This is a genomic window from Saccharothrix sp. CB00851 (assembly GCF_001905065.1).
In the GTDB taxonomy this organism is placed as follows: Bacteria; Actinomycetota; Actinomycetes; order Mycobacteriales; family Pseudonocardiaceae; genus Actinosynnema.
The window spans coordinates 30137-47845 of the sequence record NZ_LWLC01000037.1 but is presented as its reverse complement, the minus strand read 5'-3'; the positions used below and the strand labels follow the sequence as shown (position 1 = coordinate 47845).

Here is a 17709-nt window from a genome sequence, read left to right as displayed (position 1 = left end):
CGCCCGCCCTGGAAGCCTGCGAACACCCGATTGGGTGAACAGGAACTAGGGAGGAACCTGTGCGACCGATCATCAGGGCGCTCGGCGGTCTGACCACCGCACTGGCGCTCGCAGTGGGTACGACGCAGTTCGCGTCGGCCGAAACGGAGCCGCAAGCCGCGATCGACTGGCAGCCGTGCCCCGAACTGGCCGAGGTGGAGTGCGGCACGCTGAGCCTGCCCATCGACTGGGCGAACCCGCGCGGCGAGAAGTTCGACCTGGCCGTGGCCCGCCGCAAGGCCACCGACCTGGCCAAGCGCATCGGCGTCATGGTCATCAACCCGGGCGGTCCGGGCGGCTCGGGGGTGAACTTCGCACTGGGGGCGGACGGCTACTTCAGCCCCGAGGTGCAGCAGCGCTTCGACATCATCGGCTTCGACCCGCGCGGCGTCGCCCGCAGCCAGCCGGTCAAGTGCTCGGTCGACGTCCTGAACGCCCAGCCGTCGGTCTACCCGACCGACCAGCGGGAGTTCGACGTGCTCGCCGCCTACAACCGCGAGCTGGCCGCCGACTGCCGCAAGCACAGCGGCCCCATCTACGACCACGCCGACACCGGCGCGGTCATCAAGGACATCGACGCCCTCCGCAAGGCCCTGGGCGAACGCAAGATCAACTACTACGGCCTGTCCTACGGCACGCTCATCGGCCAGCAGTACGCCGAGGAGTTCGGTCGGAACATCCGCGCCATGGTGATCGACTCGAACATGGACCACAGCCTGGGCACCTGGCGGTTCAACGAAACCGAGGCCGCCACCGCCGAGGACTCGTTCCGCGAGTTCGTGAAGTGGTGCGACCGCACCGAGTCGTGCGCCCTGCACGGCCAGGACGTCGCCAAGGTCTGGGACGACCTCCTCGCCCGCGCCGACCGAGGCGAAATCCCCGACCCGTTCGACCCGAACCGCAAGGTCACCGCCGACGACATCATCGGCACCGCGTTCGGCGCGTTCTACGGTCCGGACTGGCAGCAGCTGTCCGAGTTCCTGGTCGACCTGGGCGCCGGCACCCCGACCAAGACCGCCTTCGCCGAGGAAACGGCCCGCAACCCCTTCTCCGCCGTCTTCTGCCAGGACTGGGCCATCCGCGTCAAGGACCACCGCCAGTTCACCGCCCTGGTCGACCGGGCACGCCAACTCGCCCCGCACATGCGCGGCTCGGCCCTGGGCCACACCGCCGTGGCAGGCTGCGTCGGCCTGCCGGAACAGGTCAACAACCCCCAGCACCGCCTGAAGATCAAGGACGCCCCCAAGATCCTCATGCTCAACGCCCTGCACGACCCCGCCACCGGCTACGAGTGGGCCGCCAACGCCCACCGGCAAAGCCGCCACACCACCGTCCTGCTGACCTACGAAGGCTGGGGCCACGGCGTCTACGACCGCAGCGACTGCACACGCGGCGCCACCGACGACTACCTGATCAACCTCAAGACCCCACGCCCGGGCGCCCGCTGCGCCGCCGTCGAACCGGCACCACAGTCAATCGCCACCCTCAACACCAAACCGGCCCCCGCCGGCCCCACCACAACCATCCCCGGCTGGCTCAACTAACCCTCAACCAACACCCAACGACCCGACATCGGACCCGCAGCAGAACCGCAAAAGGCCCGATTTTACCTGGGGTTCGGGTGCTTTAGGCTGGTCGAAGCCGGGCAGGCTTGGCGGACGCTTTTCCCGCCAGGCCTGCCCGGCTTTGGCCTGCCTTCAGTACCCGTAAGGGGCCCCATGTCAAATCGAGCCGGACTCAACCACCGAGCCGGCCCTGAGACCGGAAGCCGGACTCGACTGGTCTGCCCAGCCCAACCCCACCGGTGACCGACCGTCGCCACCCAACTCCCCACCATCACCCGACCCACCCCACCTCGCCCGCCCCCCGCCCCACCCTCCGTCACCGGAGATTCCACGCCCACCAGGACTGTTTGCCGTCGGAAGTACCTGCTTCAACCCCACGAAACGTGCCCGTAACACCAGCCCCGGCACAGTTCACCTCCACGAAACCTGAGGCGCGGCCGCGTGAAACAGGACATACCGATGCTCCCTGCAACCGACGTGCAGTGGAGGTCGACGTGGATACAGGGGACACCGCCTGGGTGCTCACCAGTGCCGCACTGGTGCTGTTGATGACGCCAGGACTTGCCTTCTTCTACGGGGGCATGGTCCGGTCGAAGAGTGTGCTCAACATGATGATGATGAGCCTGGGTGCAATCGCCGTGGTCGGTGTGCTCTGGGTGTTGGTCGGCTATTCCATGGCGTTCGGCACCGACGTCGGCGCCGGTCTGCTCGGCAAGCCGTTCGAGTTCTTCGGTCTGGACGGCCTGCTCGGCAAGGAGTCCCTCGCCGGCACCATCCCGACCACCGTCTTCGTCGCCTTCCAGGCGATGTTCGCCATCATCACGGTGGCGCTGATCTCGGGTGCGATCGCGGACCGCGCCCGCTTCGGGCCGTGGCTGCTGTTCGCCGGCCTGTGGGCGCTGCTGGTGTACTTCCCGGTCGCGCACTGGGTGTTCGACTTCGACGGCAAGGACGCCGACGGCAACGTCGTCGACCCGGGCGGCTGGATCGCGAACCAGCTGGCGGCCATCGACTTCGCCGGCGGCACCGCGGTGCACATCAACGCCGGTGCGGCGGGCCTGGCGCTGGCGATCGTCCTCGGCAAGCGCGTCGGTTGGCCGAAGGACCGGATGAAGCCGCACAGCCTGCCGCTGGTCGTGCTGGGCGCGGGTCTGCTGTGGTTCGGCTGGTTCGGCTTCAACGCGGGCTCGGCCCTCGGCGCCAACGGCACCGCCGGCGTCACGTTCGTCAACACCCTGGTCGCCACCGCCGCCGCGATGCTCGGCTGGCTGCTCGTGGAACGCGTCCGCGACGGCAACGCCACCACCCTCGGTGCCGCGTCCGGCGTCGTCGCGGGCCTGGTCGCGATCACCCCGGCCTGCTCCGCGGTCACCCCGCTCGGCGCCATCGCGATCGGTGCGATCACCGGCGCCCTGTGCGCCCTGGCGGTCAGCCTGAAGTACCGCTTCGGCTTCGACGACTCGCTCGACGTGGTCGGCGTGCACCTGGTCGGTGGCCTCTCCGGCACCATCCTGATCGGCTTCTTCGCCAGCTCCGCCGCCCCGGCGGGCATCGACGGCCTCTTCTACGGTGGCGGCGTGGACCAGCTGTGGCGGCAGGCCGTGGGCGCGATCGCCGTGCTCGCCTACTCCTTCGTCCTCAGCCTCATCCTGGGCTACCTGGTCAAGCTGACCGTCGGCTTCCGCGCCGACGAGGAGGCCGAGGTCGGTGGCATCGACGAGGCCGAGCACGCGGAGACCGCGTACGAGTTCGGCAGCGGCATCGGCACCCGTGGCGGCAGCAAGCCCAGTGTCGCCGCCGGCGCCACTGCGGTCCTTGAGGGGAGCAACAAGTCATGAAGCTGGTCACCGCGATCATCAAGCCCTTCACCCTCGACGACGTGAAGGCGTCGCTGGAGCAGCTGGGCGTGCTGGGCATGACCGTCAGCGAGGTCCAGGGCTACGGCAGGCAGAAGGGCCACACCGAGGTCTACCGCGGCGCCGAGTACGCCGTGGACTTCGTGCCCAAGCTGCGCATCGAGGTGCTGATCGACGACACCGCCGTGGAGAAGGTCCTCGACGCCGTCGTGGAGGCCGCGCGCACCGGCAAGATCGGTGACGGGAAGGTCTGGGTGACGCCGGTCGACACCGTCATCCGCGTCCGGACCGGGGAGCGCGGCTCGGATGCCCTATAGGGATCCGAAGTAGGAATGGGGGACGGCCGTATGGGCAACGACGAGGCGGCCGTCGTCACGGCTGACGACCTGGTGCGAGCACGCGATCGGCTGCTCGCGCCAGGTCGGCGCCGTTTGACGGGGGAGTCGCTGCGCGAGGCGCTGGTGGACCTGCACGAGTTCTGGCTCACCGCGCACGCCTCGCAGGCGGGCGTCGGCGGGCCGGGCAGCGGGGTCGCGCTGGTCGCCGTGGGGGGTTTGGGCAGGCGGGAGCTGGTGCCCTATTCCGATCTCGACCTTCTCCTGGTGCACAACGGGCACAAGGGCGTGGACGAGATCGCCGAGAAGCTCTGGTACCCGCTGTGGAACTCCGGCATCGGCCTGGACCACTCGGTGCGCACGGTGGGCGAGGCGCTGCGCGTCGCCGCCGGTGACCTGCGCACCGCGTTGGGGCTGCTGGACATCCGCCACATCGCGGGTGACCAGGAGATCAGCCAACGGCTGACCGACAGCGCGCGCCAAGCCTGGCGCTCGGGCGTGCGCTCGCGGCTGGACGAGATGTCCGAGTCCGCGTCACGGCGCTGGGCGCGCAGCGGTGAGATCGCGCACCGCGTCGAGCCGGACCTCAAGCACGGCCGCGGCGGGCTGCGCGACGTGACGCTGCTGGACGCGTTGAGCGCGGCGCAGCTGACCGACCGGCCGTCCGCCGAGGTCAACGAGGCGCGCAAGCTGCTGCTGGACGTGCGCACCGAGCTGCGCCGGGTGGCGCGCAAACCGCGGGACGTGCTGCGCGCGCAGGACGGTGACGAGGTCGCCGCCGCGCTGGGCCTGCAGGACCGCTTCACGCTGGCCCGCTCGATGTCGTCGGCCGCGCGCACGATCGTCTACGCCGTGGACGTGGCCATGCGCACCGCCCGCGCCGCCGTGCCCAAGCGAGGGCTGGGCGTGTTCGCCCGATCCCCGCTCCGGCGCACACCGGCCAGGCGTCCGCTGGACGAGGGCGTCGTGCTGCACGGCTCCGAGGTGGCGTTGGCACGTGACGCCGTGCCCAGCCGTGACCCGGCCCTACTACTACGTGTCGCCACGGCCGCCGCCCGCAGCAAGCACCCCATCGCCGCGGGCACGTTGGCCAAGCTCGCCGACTCGGCGCCCGAACTGCGCCAGCCGTGGCCCAGGGAGGCCCGGGACGAACTGCTGGCCCTGCTGGGCAGCGGCACGGGCCTGATCGACGTGGTCGAGGCGCTGGACCGCACCGGCCTGTGGGGCAGGCTCTTCCCGGAGTGGGGCGCGGTGCGCGACCTGCCGCCCCGCGACGCCGCGCACACCTGGACCGTGGACCGCCACCTGGTGCAGGCCACCGCGCACGCGGCGCGCTTGGTCACCAGGGTGTCCCGGCCAGACCTGCTGCTGCTCGGCACCCTGGTGCACGACATCGGCAAGGGCAGGCAGGCCGACCACTCCGAGGTCGGCGCGGCGCTCACCACGCAGATCGCCGAGCGGCTCGGCCTGTGGCCGCAGGACGTGGCCACGCTCACCGCGCTGGTGCGCCACCACCTCCTGCTCCCGCACACGGCGACCCGCCGTGACGTGGAGGACGAGGCCACCGTGCGCCGCGTGGTGGACACCCTCGGCGGCGATCCCGTGCTGCTGGAACTGCTCTACGCGCTGGCCGAGGCCGACGCCGTGGCCACCGGGCCGGGCGTGTGGTCGGACTGGAAGGCATCGCTGATCAGTGACCTGGTCGCGCGGTGCCGCACGGCGATGGCGGGCGACCCGCTGCCCAAGCCGGAGCCGTTGGACCAGCGCCAGCAGGACCTCGCGCAGGCCGTGCTGGACAGCGGCAAGCCGGACGTGCTGATCGACCCGGGCGACCACGCGGCCACCATCACCGTGGTCGCGCCCGACCGGCCGGGCATGCTCTCCCGCGCCGCCGGCGTGCTCGCGCTCAACTCGCTCGAAGTGCACGCCGCGTCCCTGCGCTCCCACGACGGTGCGGCCGTCGACGTGTTCACCGTGTCACCCCGGTTCGGTTCGCTGCCGGACGTGACCCTGTTGCGCGAACAGCTCACCAGGGCGCTGGACGGCTCCCTCGCGCTGGCCGACAAGCTCGCCGCGAAGGAACGCGACTACGGCGGCCCGCCGCAGGACCCGCCGCCGCCGAAGGTGCTCTGGTTCGACGACGAGTCGACCGGCGCGGTGGTGCTGGAACTGCGCGCGGCGGACCGGATCGGGCTGCTGCACCACGTCGCGGACGCGCTGGAGCAGTCCGGTGTGGACATCGTGTGGGCGCGGGTGTCCACATTGGGCTCCACGGTGGTGGACTCGTTCGCCATCACCGTGCCGAGGGGTTCGGGGGTCGACGGCATGGATCTGGGCCACCGCCGCCGGATCGAACGGGCTGTCCTGCTGGCCGCCCGCTGAGACCACCCGGCGGAATCGCCCCTGGTGAGGTTGCGTAGCTCTACGCACAACCGACCGAGGGTGCTCACGCTGCCGGGTGACCCCCGTGCCGGGGGAAGCTTCTCCCGTGGCACGGGGGACCGCCCGAACCGAGGGGGGAAGGGCGGGGGACATCGCCACCGCGTGGTCGGGTGCGGCCTGTCGAGGGGTCGGGCCGCCCCCGATCACGCCGGAACTCGTGGTCGTCCGAAACGTCTCTTTAGTATGGATGCGATGACCGCTGTCGCCGTGAGGCCGCGCTCGCTGGTCGTGCTGGCCGGACTGCCGGGAGCGGGTAAGTCAACGCTGCTCGCCGCCGCCGACACCGACGGCGCCCCCGCCGTCGTGCTGGATTCCGACCAGGTGCGGACCAGGCTCCGCGCCCTCTTCCCCAAGGCCCTGCCGTACCGCCTCTACCGCCCGCTGGTGCACCTGGTGCACCGCCTCCGGATCGTGTGGTTCGCCCTCACCGCGGGCGGCCTGCTGCTGGTCCACGAACCGTCCACCCGCCCGACCACCCGCGCCGGCCTGGTCGCCGTCGGCGTGCTCACCAACCGGCCGCGGCACTTCCTCTGGCTGGACGCGAGCCCGGAGGAGGCGCTGTCCGGGCAGGTGCAGCGGGGCAGGCTGATCCGGTCGCGGTCGTTCGCCCGGCACGTGCGCCGCGCGGGCAGGCTGCGCACCCGGTTCGCCGCCGGCGTGCCACCGCGCGGCTGGCAGGGCCTGACCCTGCTGACCCGGCGTGACCACCTGCGCCTGTCGGTGACGCCGGCGTGAACGGCTACCCTGAGTACGAGGAACCCACCGACGACGTGCGAGGTCTGGCGGCATCGTGTTCAACACCCTTTCCGACCGGCTCACCTCGGTCCTGCAGAACCTGCGGGGCAAGGGGCGGCTGTCCGAGGCCGACATCGACGCGACCGCGCGCGAGATCCGGGTCGCGCTGCTGGAGGCCGACGTCGCGCTGCCCGTGGTGCGCACGTTCATCGCGAAGGTCAAGGAGCGCGCCAAGGGCGCCGAGGTCAGCCAGGCCCTGAACCCGGCCCAGCAGGTCGTCAAGATCGTCAACGAGGAGCTCATCGGCATCCTCGGCGGGGAGACCCGCAGGCTCAACCTGGCCAAGAACCCGCCGAGCGTGATCATGCTCGCGGGTCTGCAGGGTGCCGGTAAGACGACCCTGGCGGGCAAGCTCGCCAAGTGGCTCAAGGGCCAGGGCCACACCCCGATCCTGGTGGCGTGCGACCTTCAGCGCCCGAACGCGGTGACCCAGCTGCAGGTGGTCGGCGAGCGGGCGGGCGTGCCCGTGTTCGCGCCCGAGCCCGGCAACGGCGTCGGCGACCCGGTCGACGTGGCCCGCAAGGGCATCGAGGAGGCCAAGCGGGCGCAGCACGACATCGTCGTGGTCGACACCGCGGGCCGCCTCGGCGTGGACGAGGAGATGATGCGCCAGGCCGTGGACATCCGCGCCGCCGTGCAGCCCGACGAGGTGCTGTTCGTGGTCGACGCGATGATCGGCCAGGACGCGGTGAACACCGCCACGGCGTTCCGCGACGGCGTCGGCTTCACCGGCGTGGTGCTGACCAAGCTCGACGGCGACGCCCGCGGTGGTGCCGCGCTGAGCGTGCGCGAGGTCACCGGCCAGCCCATCCTGTTCGCCTCGAACGGCGAGAAGCTGGAGGACTTCGACGTCTTCCACCCGGACCGGATGGCGAGCCGGATCCTGGGCATGGGCGACATGCTCACCCTCATCGAGCAGGCCGAACAGGCGTTCGACGCCGACCAGGCGGAAGCCGCCGCGGTCAAGATGGGCTCCGGCCAGCTCACGCTGGAGGACTTCCTGGAGCAGATGCTGGCCCTGCGCAAGATGGGCCCCATCGCGAACCTGCTCGGCATGCTGCCCGGCGCGGGCCAGATGAAGGATCAACTGGCCAACCTGGACGAGAAGCACCTGGACCGGGTGCAGGCGATCATCCGCGGCATGACCCCGGCCGAGCGCGACGACCCGAAGATCATCAACGCCTCCCGCCGGCTGCGCATCGCCAACGGCTCGGGCGTCCGGGTCAGCGACGTGAACGACCTGGTCAACCGGTTCTTCGAAGCGCGCAAGATGATGAGCCAGATGGCCGGCCGGTTCGGCCTGCCCGGCGGTGGCGGCAAGAACAACCGCAAGGGCAAGGGGAAGAAGGGCAAGAAGGGCAAGGGCCGCGGTCCCACGCCGCCGAAGGTGCGCGGCGGGTTCCCCGGCATGCCCGGCATGCTGCCCCCCGGGATGCCCGGCATGCCCAACCAGGGCGGCGGTCCCGCGCTGCCGCCGGGGCTCGGCGGCTTCGACCAGCTCCCACCCGGCTTCGACCCGTCGAAGCTCAAGTTCGACAAGTGAGCGGCCTGCACCTGCGGGGCGTCGTCCTCCCCGAGGGCGGCGACCCGCGGGACCTGTGGGTGGTCAACGGGCGGATCCGCACCAAGCCCGTGCCGGGCGCGACCACCGTCAGCAGCGGCGGTTACCTGGTGCCCGGCCTGGTCGACGCGCACTGCCACGTCGGCCTGGGCGCCAAGGGTGCGGTCGACCTGCCCGAGGCGGTCGACCAGGCCCTCACCGACCGGCGGGCGGGCACGCTGCTCATCCGCGACTGCGGCTCGCCGCTGGACACCCGCCCGTTGCAGGAGCGGCTGGACCTGCCCCGGATCATCCGCGCGGGCAGGCACCTGGCCAGGCCCAAGCGGTACATCAAGTACCTGGGCGTCGAGATCGAGGACCCGGCCGACCTGCCGTCCGCCGTGGCCGAGCAGGTCGCCGCCGGTGACGGCTGGGTGAAGCTGGTCGGCGACTGGATCGACCGGGACACCGGCGACCTCGCCCCGCTGTGGACCGAGGACGTGCTCACCGAGGCGATCAAGGTCGCGCACGAGAACAAGGCCAGGGTCACCGCGCACGTCTTCGGCGAGGAGGCCCTGCCCGCGCTGCTCAACGCGGGCATCGACTGCATCGAGCACGGCACCGGCCTGACCGACGACACGATCGACCAGATGGCCCGCAACCGGACCGCGCTCGTGCCGACGCTGATCAACGTCGAGAACTTCCCGGCCATCGCGGCGGGCGCGGACAAGTACCCGACCTACCAGAGCCACATGCGCGACCTGTACGCGCGCAACACCGCGACCATCGCCAAGGCGGTCGAGGCGGGCGTGCCGGTGTTCGCGGGCACGGACGCGGGTGGCGGCATCGAGCACGGCCGGATCGTGGACGAGGTCAAGGCCCTCCACGGCGTCGGCCTGAGCACGACCCAGGCCCTGGGCGCCGCCTCCTGGGCCGCCCGCGAGTGGCTCGGCTTCCCGTCGCTCGCCGAGGGCGCGGCGGCCGACATCGTGGTCTACGACGCCGACCCGCGCTACGACCTCGACGCCCTGCGCCACCCGAAACTGGTCATGCTGCGCGGCCGGATCCACGTCTGACCTGCCCGACCGGATCCACGCCTGACCTGCCACGCGGTAGGAAATCCGGGCACGGGCCGCGCGACGAGGAGTTCTTCCGCCACCCGTGGTGAGTGCTGCCGCCGTCAGGGTGATCTTGAACGGCCTCGGGCAGCACTCCGCCCCGCCGGACCACTACGTTCGGACGAGTGGAGGAACAGCAGGACCAGGACACTGGCCGGGCGCACTGGGGTTTCCTGGCGTTCTTCACCGGCCTGGGCGGCTACCACCTCGCGATCCTCGCCTTCACCGCCGCGACGGCCGACCGCTTCGCCGAGGTCGACGTCACCGACCCGCCGGTCCTCGGCCCGCTCCTGCTGCTGGTGTTCCTGCCCAACGTCCTGCTCGGCCTCGGTCCCGTCGTCATCTCGTGGTACCGGGGGAACGGGCCGAACGCCGACTTCGGCCTCATCCCCACGCGCCGCGACCTGAAAGTGGGCCTGGCCGCCGGTGGCGCGGCACTGCTGGCCGCCTGGCTGCTCGGCGCCCTGCTGCTGCGCATCAACCCGGACCGGTCCGGTTCGCTGGACGAGATCGAGGCCCTCTCCGGCGGACGCACGATCTGGCTGGCCGCGGCGGCGCTGTTCGTCTTCCTCGGCGCGCCGCTGACCGAGGAGATCCTCACCAGGGGCGCCCTGTGGCAGGCACTGGCGCACTACAAGATCCCCAAATTGGCGATCCTGGCCCTGACCGCCGTCGTCTTCGCGTTCCTGCACGAGGAGAGCTGGCGCGTGCTGAGCCTGTTCGCCCAAGGGCTCGCCATCGGCGCGGCCCGCATGATTACCGGCCGGGTGGCCTCCAGCGTGGTGGCGCACGCCACGAACAACCTGCTGCCCGCCGTCTACCTCTACACCGGCTGATTAGGGTGGATGGCTGTGACACGACCGGATGAACCGCCGCCAGGCCTGATCGCCAGCGTCCGCGCGGTCGGGCGGGGGCCGGAAGTGGTGCACGCGGGCCAGCGGTGGGGCTTCGGCGCGTTCCTGCTGGTGGAAGCGGTTTTCATTCTCAGTGCGGTGTTCATCACCGCGGTGGCCCGCACGTCGGGCACGGACATCGGCTCCTCGGTGAGCTTCGTGCTGATCGGCTCGATGGTGCCGACGGTGCTGGCCGCGGCGGTCGCCGTGACCATCACCTACCTGCGCGGCAACGGCCCGTTCCAGGACCTCCGGCTCGCCTGGGACTGGGCGGACGTCAAGGTCGGGCTCAAGCTGGGCGCGTTCGGCCTGGTGCTCACCTACGTGGCCGCGGTGGTCTGGTCGCGGGTCGTCGGCGACAAGAACGCCACCTCCGCGATCAGCGAGCTGGTGGACGGCGCGGGGCTGCCCCTCGCCGCCGCCGTGGTGATGTTCCTCTACGTGTGCTTCCTCGGCCCGGTGTGCGAGGAGGTCATCTACCGCGGCCTGCTGTGGGGCGCGATCGAGCGGCAGCGCTGGAGCCGGTGGGCGGCGTTCGTGCTGACCACGCTGATCTTCGCGGCCAGCCACCTGGAGCCGCTGCGGACGTCGTTGCTCATCGTCATCGCGGTGCCCATCGGCATCGCCCGCCTCATCACCCGCAGGCTCACCGCGAGCGTGGTGGCGCACGTCATCAACAACTTCCTGCCCGGCCTGACCCTCCTGCTCGTCTCGATCGGGGTGATGCCCGCGTGACCGTCCGCGCGATGGACCTCAACAGCGACCTGGGCGAGGGCTTCGGCATCTGGCGCCTGGGCGACGACGAAGCCCTGCTCGGCATCGTGACCAGCGCGAACGTGGCCTGCGGCTTCCACGCGGGCGACCCGTCGACCATGCGCCGGGTGTGCCGGCAGGCCGCGGCCGCCGGTGTGGCCGTCGGCGCCCAGGTCTCCTACCGCGACCTCGCGGGCTTCGGCCGCCGGTTCATCGACGCCGACCCGGCCGAGCTGGCCGACGAGGTGCTGTACCAGATCGGCGCGCTGGACGCGTGCGCCCGCGCGGCCGGGACGTCCGTGGAGTACGTGAAGCCGCACGGCGCGCTCTACAACGCCACCGTGCACCACGACCGGCAGGCGCAGGCCGTGGTGGACGGCGTGAAGGCGTTCGGCGACCTGCCCGTCCTCGGGCTGCCCGGCTCACGCCTGCTCCACCACGCCGAACGGGCGGGCCTGCGCGGTGTCCGGGAGGCGTTCGCCGACCGCGCGTACACCCCGGACGCCACCCTCGTGCCGCGCAGCCGGCCCAACGCCGTCCTGACCAGCACGGACGCCGTCCTCGCCCAGGTGCTCAGGCTCGCCGAACGCGGTGAGCTGGTCGCCGCGGACGGCACCGTGCTCAAGGCGGAGATCGACTCCATCTGCCTGCACGGCGACACCCCGGGCGCGGTCGAGCACGCGACGAAGGTCCGTGCGGCGTTGGAGGGCGCGGGCGTCCCCGTGGCCCGATTCGTGGTGCGGTAGACCCGTCTGGCAGAATGGTTGGTTGTTCGCCGAGGTCGGTCCCTCTCACCGTGCCATGGCGCCCCAGACACCTGGGCTTTCACCACCCGTGCCCCACTCGGGTGAGGACTGCCCGCACCTGAGCACACGAGAGCACGAGGAGCACCCACACCCGTGGCCGTCAAGATCAAGCTTCAGCGGCTTGGCAAGATCCGTCAGCCGTACTACCGGATCGTCGTCGCCGATGCCCGCACCCGCCGCAACGGCAAGGCCATCGAGACGATCGGCAAGTACCACCCGAAGGAAGAGCCGTCGTTCATCGCGGTGGACAGCGACCGCGCGCAGTACTGGCTGGGTGTCGGCGCGCAGCCGACCGAGTCGGTCCAGCGCCTGCTGGAGATCACCGGTGACTGGCAGAAGTTCAAGGGCCTCCCGGGCGCCGAGGGCACGCTGAAGGTCAAGGAGCCGAAGCCGAGCAAGGCGGACCTGTTCGCCGCCGCGCTGGCCGCCGCCGGTGACGCCCCGACCACCGAGGCGACCACCCCGAAGAAGAAGTCGGCCAAGAAGGACGACGCCAAGAAGGCTGACGCCGAGGCCGCTCCCGAGGCTGCCAAGGACGAGGCGTGAGTTTGTTGGCTGACGCCCTCGAACACCTCGTTCGGGGCATCGTCGACCACCCGGACGACGTCCGGGTGAACCTGGTCACGACCCGGCGTGGTCGCACGCTCGAGGTGCACGTCCACCCGGACGACCTCGGCAAGGTGATCGGCCGCAGCGGTCGCACCGCGACCGCCCTGCGCACCGTGATGGCAGGCATCGGTGGTCGTGGCGTGCGCGTCGACGTGGTCGACACCGACCGCTGAACGCGCACATGGACGTCGTCGTCGGCCGAGTGGCCAAGGCGCACGGGATCAGCGGCGAGTTGGCCGTCGACGTGCGCACCGATTCGCCCGAGACCCGGTTCGCGAAGGGCTCGGTGCTGGCCGCCAAGCTGCGCGACGGCACGTCCTGCAACCTCACCGTCGCAGCCGCCCGGAGCCACTCCGGGCGGCTGCTGGTGCGTTTCGAGGAAGTGCTGACGCGTGACGTCGCCGAGACGCTGCGCGGCACGTTGCTGCTGGGCAGCACCGAGGACCTGCCGCCGACCGGCGACCCGGACGAGTTCTACGACCACGAGCTCGAAGGGCTGACCGCCGAGCTGGCGGACGGCACGCGGGTCGGCACCGTGCTGGAGATCGTGCACGGGCCGGGCGGCGAGCTGCTGGTGGTCAAGCGCGAGAACGGCGACGAGACCCTGGTGCCGTTCGTGCGCGAGATCGTGCCCACGGTGGACATCGCGGGCAAGCGCGTCGTGCTGGACCCGCCCGAGGGCCTGCTCGATGCGGATTGACGTCGTCACGATCTTCCCGGAGTACCTGGACCCGCTGCGCGCCGCCCTGCTGGGCAAGGCGATCGACAAGGGCCTGATCAGCGTCGGCGTGCACGACCTGCGCGACTGGACGCACGACGTGCACAAGGCCGTGGACGACAGCCCGTACGGCGGCGGTCCGGGCATGGTGATGAAGCCCCAGGTGTGGGGCGAGGCGCTGGACGCGGTCTGCACCCCGGCCACCCGCCTGATCGTGCCCACGCCCGCCGGTCGGCCGTTCACCCAGCGCATGGCGCACGACCTGGCCGCCGAGGAGCACCTGGTGTTCGCCTGCGGCCGGTACGAGGGCATCGACCAGCGGGTGGTGGACGACGCGTCCCGCCGGATGCGCGTGGACGAGGTCTCCATCGGCGACTACGTGCTGGTCGGTGGTGAGGTGGCGGTCCTGGTGGTGGTCGAGGCCGTGGTCCGCCTGCTGCCCGGCGTGCTGGGCAACCCGAAGTCGGCCGCCGAGGACTCGTTCTCCGACGGCCTGCTGGAAGGCCCCAGCTACACCCGGCCCGAGGTGTGGCGCGAGCTGGCCGTGCCGGAGGTGCTGCGCTCGGGCAACCACAAGGCGATCGACCGGTGGCGGCGTGACCAGTCGCTGCGCCGCACCCGCGACCGCCGCCCCGAACTGCTCGACGCCCTGCCCGAGGGCGCGCTCGACAAGCACGACCGCAAGCTGCTGGAGGCGCTGGACCAGGAGCGGTAGCCAGGGCCGATTTCGTCCCGCCGCCCCTCGTCTGGCACACTGGACAGGTTGCTGCACCCGGTTCTACTCATCCGGCGTGCGCTAGGCCCGCCCCCGCGCGTGTGTGACTTGAGTTCGGCCGCGCCCTGGGGGAGTACGCAATACACGTGAGGACGAGGACGGACCACCGATGAACACCCTGGACGCTCTTGACGCCCAGTCGCTGCGCTCCGACATCCCCAGCTTCCGGCCGGGCGACACGCTGAAGGTCCACGTCCGCGTCATCGAGGGCTCCCGCGAGCGGGTCCAGGTGTTCCAGGGCGTCGTGATCCGCCGCCAGGGCGGCGGCATCCGTGAGACCTTCACCGTCCGCAAGGTCTCGTTCGGTGTCGGTGTCGAGCGCACCTTCCCGGTGCACTCCCCGAACATCGCCGAGATCGAGGTCGCCTCCCGCGGTGACGTCCGCCGGGCGAAGCTGTACTACCTCCGCGACCTGCGCGGCAAGGCCGCCAAGATCAAGGAGAAGCGCGAGGCCAAGCCGGCCTCCTGACGCCGGGCACACGCGGAACCAGTAGCCTGCCCACGTGGCAGATCCCGTGCACCGCTCCGCTGACGAAGACGGTCAGGATCCCGCGGTCGAGTCCACTCCGGACTCGGCCGCGGGCGGCAAGTCGAAGAAGGACAAGAAGAAGCCCCCGCTCTGGCGCGAACTGCTCGTGCTCGGCGCGACGGCCCTGGTCCTCACCATCCTGATCCAGACGTTCCTCGCCCGGGTGTACGTGATCCCGTCGCAGTCGATGGAGGAGACCCTCCACGGCTGCCCCGGCTGCAACAACGACCGGGTGCTGGTCGACAAGCTGGTCTACGACTTCACCGAGATCGAACCGGGTGAGGTCGTGGTCTTCCGCGGCCCCGAGACCTGGGGCAACAACGACTTCACCTCGAACCGCTCGGACAACCCGATCGTGGCGGGCATCCAGTCGATCGCCTCGCTGGTCGGCCTCGCGCCGCCGGACGAGCGCGACTTCGTCAAGCGGGTCATCGCGGTCGGCGGGCAGACCGTCGAGTGCTGCGACGAGCAGCACCGGGTGAAGGTCGACGGCAAGCCGCTGGACGAGCCGTACATCTACTGGCAGCCCGGCACGTCACCGGAGAACCACGACCCGTTCGAGCCGGTCAAGGTCCCCGATGGCCACCTCTGGGTGATGGGTGACAACCGCACGAACTCCACCGACTCCCGCAAGCAGGGCGGTGGCGGCGTGGCGGGCACCGTGCCGGAGGACAACGTCATCGGCAAGGCGCGGGTCATCGTGCTGCCGCCGTCGCGCTGGCAGGGCATCGGCGACCACAACCCGCAGTCCCTCGCGCTGGGCGCGCCCGCGTGGCAGGGCGCCATCCCGGCGGGTGCCGGCCTGGCCGCGGCGTGGCCGGTGGTGTTCTTCGGCCGGAAGGTCCGCAAGCGGTTGACCAGGGCCTCACAGCCCTGATCGGTACGCTGACCGGGTGGTAGACGTCGCATCGTCGCGCGGGTCCTCCGACGAGGGGGACCCGGGGCACGAGGAGAAGGTCGAGCAGTGGCGTGCCCGCGCGCGCAAAACGGCCAAGCGCAAGGGCTCGTTCTGGAAAGAGCTGCCGATCCTGATCGGGGTCGCGGTGGTGCTCGCGGTGCTGATCCAGTCGTTCCTGGCGAAGGTCTACATGATCCCGTCGGAGTCGATGGAGCAGACGCTGCACGGCTGCTCCGACAACTGCTTCGGCGACCGGGTGCTGGTCGACAAGCTGACCTACGACTTCAGCGAGCCCGAGCCCGGTGACGTGGTCGTCTTCCACGGCCCGGACACCTGGATAAACCAGGACTTCGTGACGCCCGAGCCGACGAACCCGGTGGTCAGGGCGCTGCAGGGGCTCGGGTCGCTGATGGGGTTCCCGGCGCCGAACGAGGAGGACTTCGTCAAGCGGGTCATCGCGGTCGGCGGGCAGACCGTGCAGTGCTGCGACGACCGCAACCGGGTCGTGGTCGACGGCAAGCCGCTGGACGAGCCGTACGTGTACTGGGCGCCGGGCCGCAGCACCGTGCAGGAGTCGTTCGCCGAGCTGAAGATCCCCGAGGGCTACCTGTTCGTGCTGGGTGACAACCGCAACGACTCGTGCGACTCGCGGTGCCAGGGCGACGGCCGCGAGGGCGGTCTCGTGCCGGTGGACAACGTGGTGGGCAAGGCGCGGGCGATCGTGCTGCCGCCGGCCCGCTGGCAGGGTGTCGGCGACCACAACCCGCAGGTCGTGGCCATCGGCGCACCCGCGTGGCAGGACGCGCTGCCCGCCGGTGTCGGCCTCGCGGCGGCGTGGCCCGTGCTGCTGCTGGGCAGGCGGGTGAGGTCGAAGTTCCGGGGTTCGCGGCTGAGATAGGGTCGAGGGGTGATCCGCAAGCCGCCTCGCGTCCAGGTTCGGCAGACCGCGGGCATCTGGGCGTTCGAAGCCGCGTTGGGCCGGCGCGGGTTCGGCCCGGTGGCCGGCGTGGACGAAGCCGGTCGGGGCGCCTGCGCCGGACCGCTGGTGGTGGCGTCGTGCGTGCTCAAACCGGGTGACGCGGCGAAGCTCGACGGGCTGACGGACTCGAAGCTGCTCACCTCGGTCGCGCGGGACCGGATGTACGACCTGGTGCTCAAGCGCGCGTTGGACTACGCGGTGATCGTGATCCCGACCGCTGAGGTCGACCTGATCGGCGTGCACGTGGCCAACATCGAGGGCATGCGGCGTGCGGTCGCCCAACTGGGTGCACATCCGGGGTACGTGCTGACGGACGGCTTCCCGGTGCCGGGGCTCACGGCGCCGAACATGCCGGTGGTCAAGGGCGACCGGGTGGCCGCGTGCGTCGCGGCGGCGTCCGTGCTGGCCAAGGTCACCCGGGACCGGATCATGACCGGCCTGCACGAGGAGTTCCCCGTCTACGGGTTCGACGTGCACAAGGGCTACAGCACACCCGAGCACACGGCGGCGCTGACCGAGCACGGCCCGAGTGCGCAACACCGCTGGTCGTATGCGAACGTGGCAGCTGCGGCGCGACGGCACGGACTGGAACCGCCGCACCGTGTGGCGCGCGACGTGGTCGCCACCGCCGTGGTCCAGAATGGGACAACCCCGCAGACCAGCGGTGGCAGGCTCGCGACGAGGAGGGGCGCGGATTCGATGATTACCCGCGCGGAGGCGTAATGAGTGCAGAGGATCTCGAGAAGTACGAGACCGAGATGGAGTTGTCGCTGTACAAGGAGTACCGCGACATCGTCAGCCAGTTCTCGTTCGTCGTGGAGACCGAGCGGCGGTTCTACCTGGCCAACTCGGTGGACGTGCAGGTCCGCAACGCGGACGGCGAGGTCTACTTCGAGGTGCGGATGTCCGACGCGTGGGTGTGGGACATGTACCGCCCCGCCCGGTTCGTGAAGAACGTCCGTGTGATCACCTTCAAGGACGTCAACGTCGAGGAGCTGGACAAACCCGACCTCAGGCTGCCCGAGGACGGCCCGTTCAACTCCTGATACCCGCTCCAGT

At 70.8% G+C, this 17709-nt stretch carries 19 protein-coding genes; all 19 read left to right on the top strand.

The genetic code is table 11. From position 1 onward, the window contains the following. Positions 1 to 59 precede the first annotated feature (59 nt). The 19 genes from A6A25_RS31930 (at position 60) to A6A25_RS31840 (ending at position 17696) form a co-directional block, all read left to right on the top strand. Positions 60 to 1583, top strand: coding sequence for an alpha/beta hydrolase (locus tag A6A25_RS31930; RefSeq protein WP_073896569.1), 1524 nt, complete (start codon positions 60 to 62; stop codon positions 1581 to 1583). A gap of 515 nt (positions 1584 to 2098) precedes the next feature. After that, positions 2099 to 3442 carry an ammonium transporter gene (locus A6A25_RS31925; RefSeq protein WP_073896659.1) on the top strand — a complete coding sequence of 448 codons (1344 nt, stop codon included), beginning with the start codon at positions 2099 to 2101 and terminating at the stop codon, positions 3440 to 3442. Continuing rightward, on the top strand, positions 3439 to 3777 hold the full coding sequence (locus A6A25_RS31920) for a P-II family nitrogen regulator (protein WP_073896567.1): 339 nt from the start codon (positions 3439 to 3441) through the stop codon (positions 3775 to 3777). Before A6A25_RS31925 ends, A6A25_RS31920 begins: the two co-directional genes overlap by 4 nt. Positions 3778 to 3807: 30 nt before the next feature. Continuing rightward, the gene (locus A6A25_RS31915) at positions 3808 to 6177 is read left to right on the top strand and encodes a [protein-PII] uridylyltransferase (RefSeq protein WP_073896565.1); all 2370 of its coding nucleotides are present in this window, start codon (positions 3808 to 3810) and stop codon (positions 6175 to 6177) included. Between the two features lie 252 nt (positions 6178 to 6429). Then, complete coding sequence (locus A6A25_RS31910; protein ID WP_241829020.1) at positions 6430 to 6972, top strand: AAA family ATPase; 543 nt, start codon at positions 6430 to 6432, stop codon at positions 6970 to 6972. Positions 6973 to 7027: 55 nt separating this feature from the next. Continuing rightward, on the top strand, positions 7028 to 8575 hold the full coding sequence (gene ffh, locus A6A25_RS31905) for a signal recognition particle protein (RefSeq protein WP_073896561.1): 1548 nt from the start codon (positions 7028 to 7030) through the stop codon (positions 8573 to 8575). Then, a complete protein-coding gene (locus tag A6A25_RS31900) occupies positions 8572 to 9648 on the top strand; it encodes an amidohydrolase family protein (protein WP_073896559.1) in 1077 nt (358 codons plus the stop codon). The genes ffh and A6A25_RS31900 overlap by 4 nt, the downstream gene beginning before the upstream one ends. 167 nt (positions 9649 to 9815) lie before the next feature. Further along, positions 9816 to 10526, top strand: a complete 711-nt coding sequence (locus tag A6A25_RS31895) for a CPBP family intramembrane glutamic endopeptidase (RefSeq protein WP_073896557.1) — start codon at positions 9816 to 9818, stop codon at positions 10524 to 10526. A gap of 9 nt (positions 10527 to 10535) precedes the next feature. Beyond that, complete coding sequence (locus tag A6A25_RS31890) at positions 10536 to 11318, top strand: CPBP family intramembrane glutamic endopeptidase (protein ID WP_073896555.1); 783 nt, start codon at positions 10536 to 10538, stop codon at positions 11316 to 11318. 11 nt (positions 11319 to 11329) lie between these two features. Continuing rightward, positions 11330 to 12082, top strand: a complete 753-nt coding sequence (locus A6A25_RS31885) for a LamB/YcsF family protein (RefSeq protein ID WP_073896657.1) — start codon at positions 11330 to 11332, stop codon at positions 12080 to 12082. A gap of 153 nt (positions 12083 to 12235) precedes the next feature. Continuing rightward, positions 12236 to 12688, top strand: coding sequence for a 30S ribosomal protein S16 (gene rpsP, locus A6A25_RS31880; RefSeq protein WP_073896553.1), 453 nt, complete (start codon positions 12236 to 12238; stop codon positions 12686 to 12688). Further along, positions 12685 to 12924 (top strand): RNA-binding protein, encoded by a 240-nt coding sequence (locus A6A25_RS31875; RefSeq protein ID WP_015104447.1) that lies wholly within the window; start codon positions 12685 to 12687, stop codon positions 12922 to 12924. Before rpsP ends, A6A25_RS31875 begins: the two co-directional genes overlap by 4 nt. Before the next feature lie 8 nt (positions 12925 to 12932). After that, entirely contained in the window at positions 12933 to 13451 is a 519-nt protein-coding gene (gene rimM, locus A6A25_RS31870; protein ID WP_073896551.1) for a ribosome maturation factor RimM, read from the top strand. Then, positions 13441 to 14184 carry a tRNA (guanosine(37)-N1)-methyltransferase TrmD gene (gene trmD, locus A6A25_RS31865; RefSeq protein WP_073896549.1) on the top strand — a complete coding sequence of 248 codons (744 nt, stop codon included), beginning with the start codon at positions 13441 to 13443 and terminating at the stop codon, positions 14182 to 14184. Before rimM ends, trmD begins: the two co-directional genes overlap by 11 nt. A 169-nt stretch (positions 14185 to 14353) precedes the next feature. Beyond that, entirely contained in the window at positions 14354 to 14713 is a 360-nt protein-coding gene (gene rplS / locus A6A25_RS31860; RefSeq protein ID WP_073896548.1) for a 50S ribosomal protein L19, read from the top strand. A 34-nt stretch (positions 14714 to 14747) separates the two neighbouring features. After that, positions 14748 to 15650 carry a signal peptidase I gene (lepB, locus tag A6A25_RS31855; protein ID WP_073896547.1) on the top strand — a complete coding sequence of 301 codons (903 nt, stop codon included), beginning with the start codon at positions 14748 to 14750 and terminating at the stop codon, positions 15648 to 15650. Positions 15651 to 15666: 16 nt separating this feature from the next. Beyond that, on the top strand, positions 15667 to 16569 hold the full coding sequence (lepB, locus tag A6A25_RS31850) for a signal peptidase I (protein WP_073896545.1): 903 nt from the start codon (positions 15667 to 15669) through the stop codon (positions 16567 to 16569). 9 nt (positions 16570 to 16578) lie between these two features. Further along, positions 16579 to 17373 carry a ribonuclease HII gene (locus A6A25_RS31845; protein ID WP_073896543.1) on the top strand — a complete coding sequence of 265 codons (795 nt, stop codon included), beginning with the start codon at positions 16579 to 16581 and terminating at the stop codon, positions 17371 to 17373. Next, a complete protein-coding gene (locus A6A25_RS31840) occupies positions 17373 to 17696 on the top strand; it encodes a DUF2469 domain-containing protein (RefSeq protein ID WP_015104440.1) in 324 nt (107 codons plus the stop codon). Before A6A25_RS31845 ends, A6A25_RS31840 begins: the two co-directional genes overlap by 1 nt. Positions 17697 to 17709 lie beyond the last annotated feature (13 nt).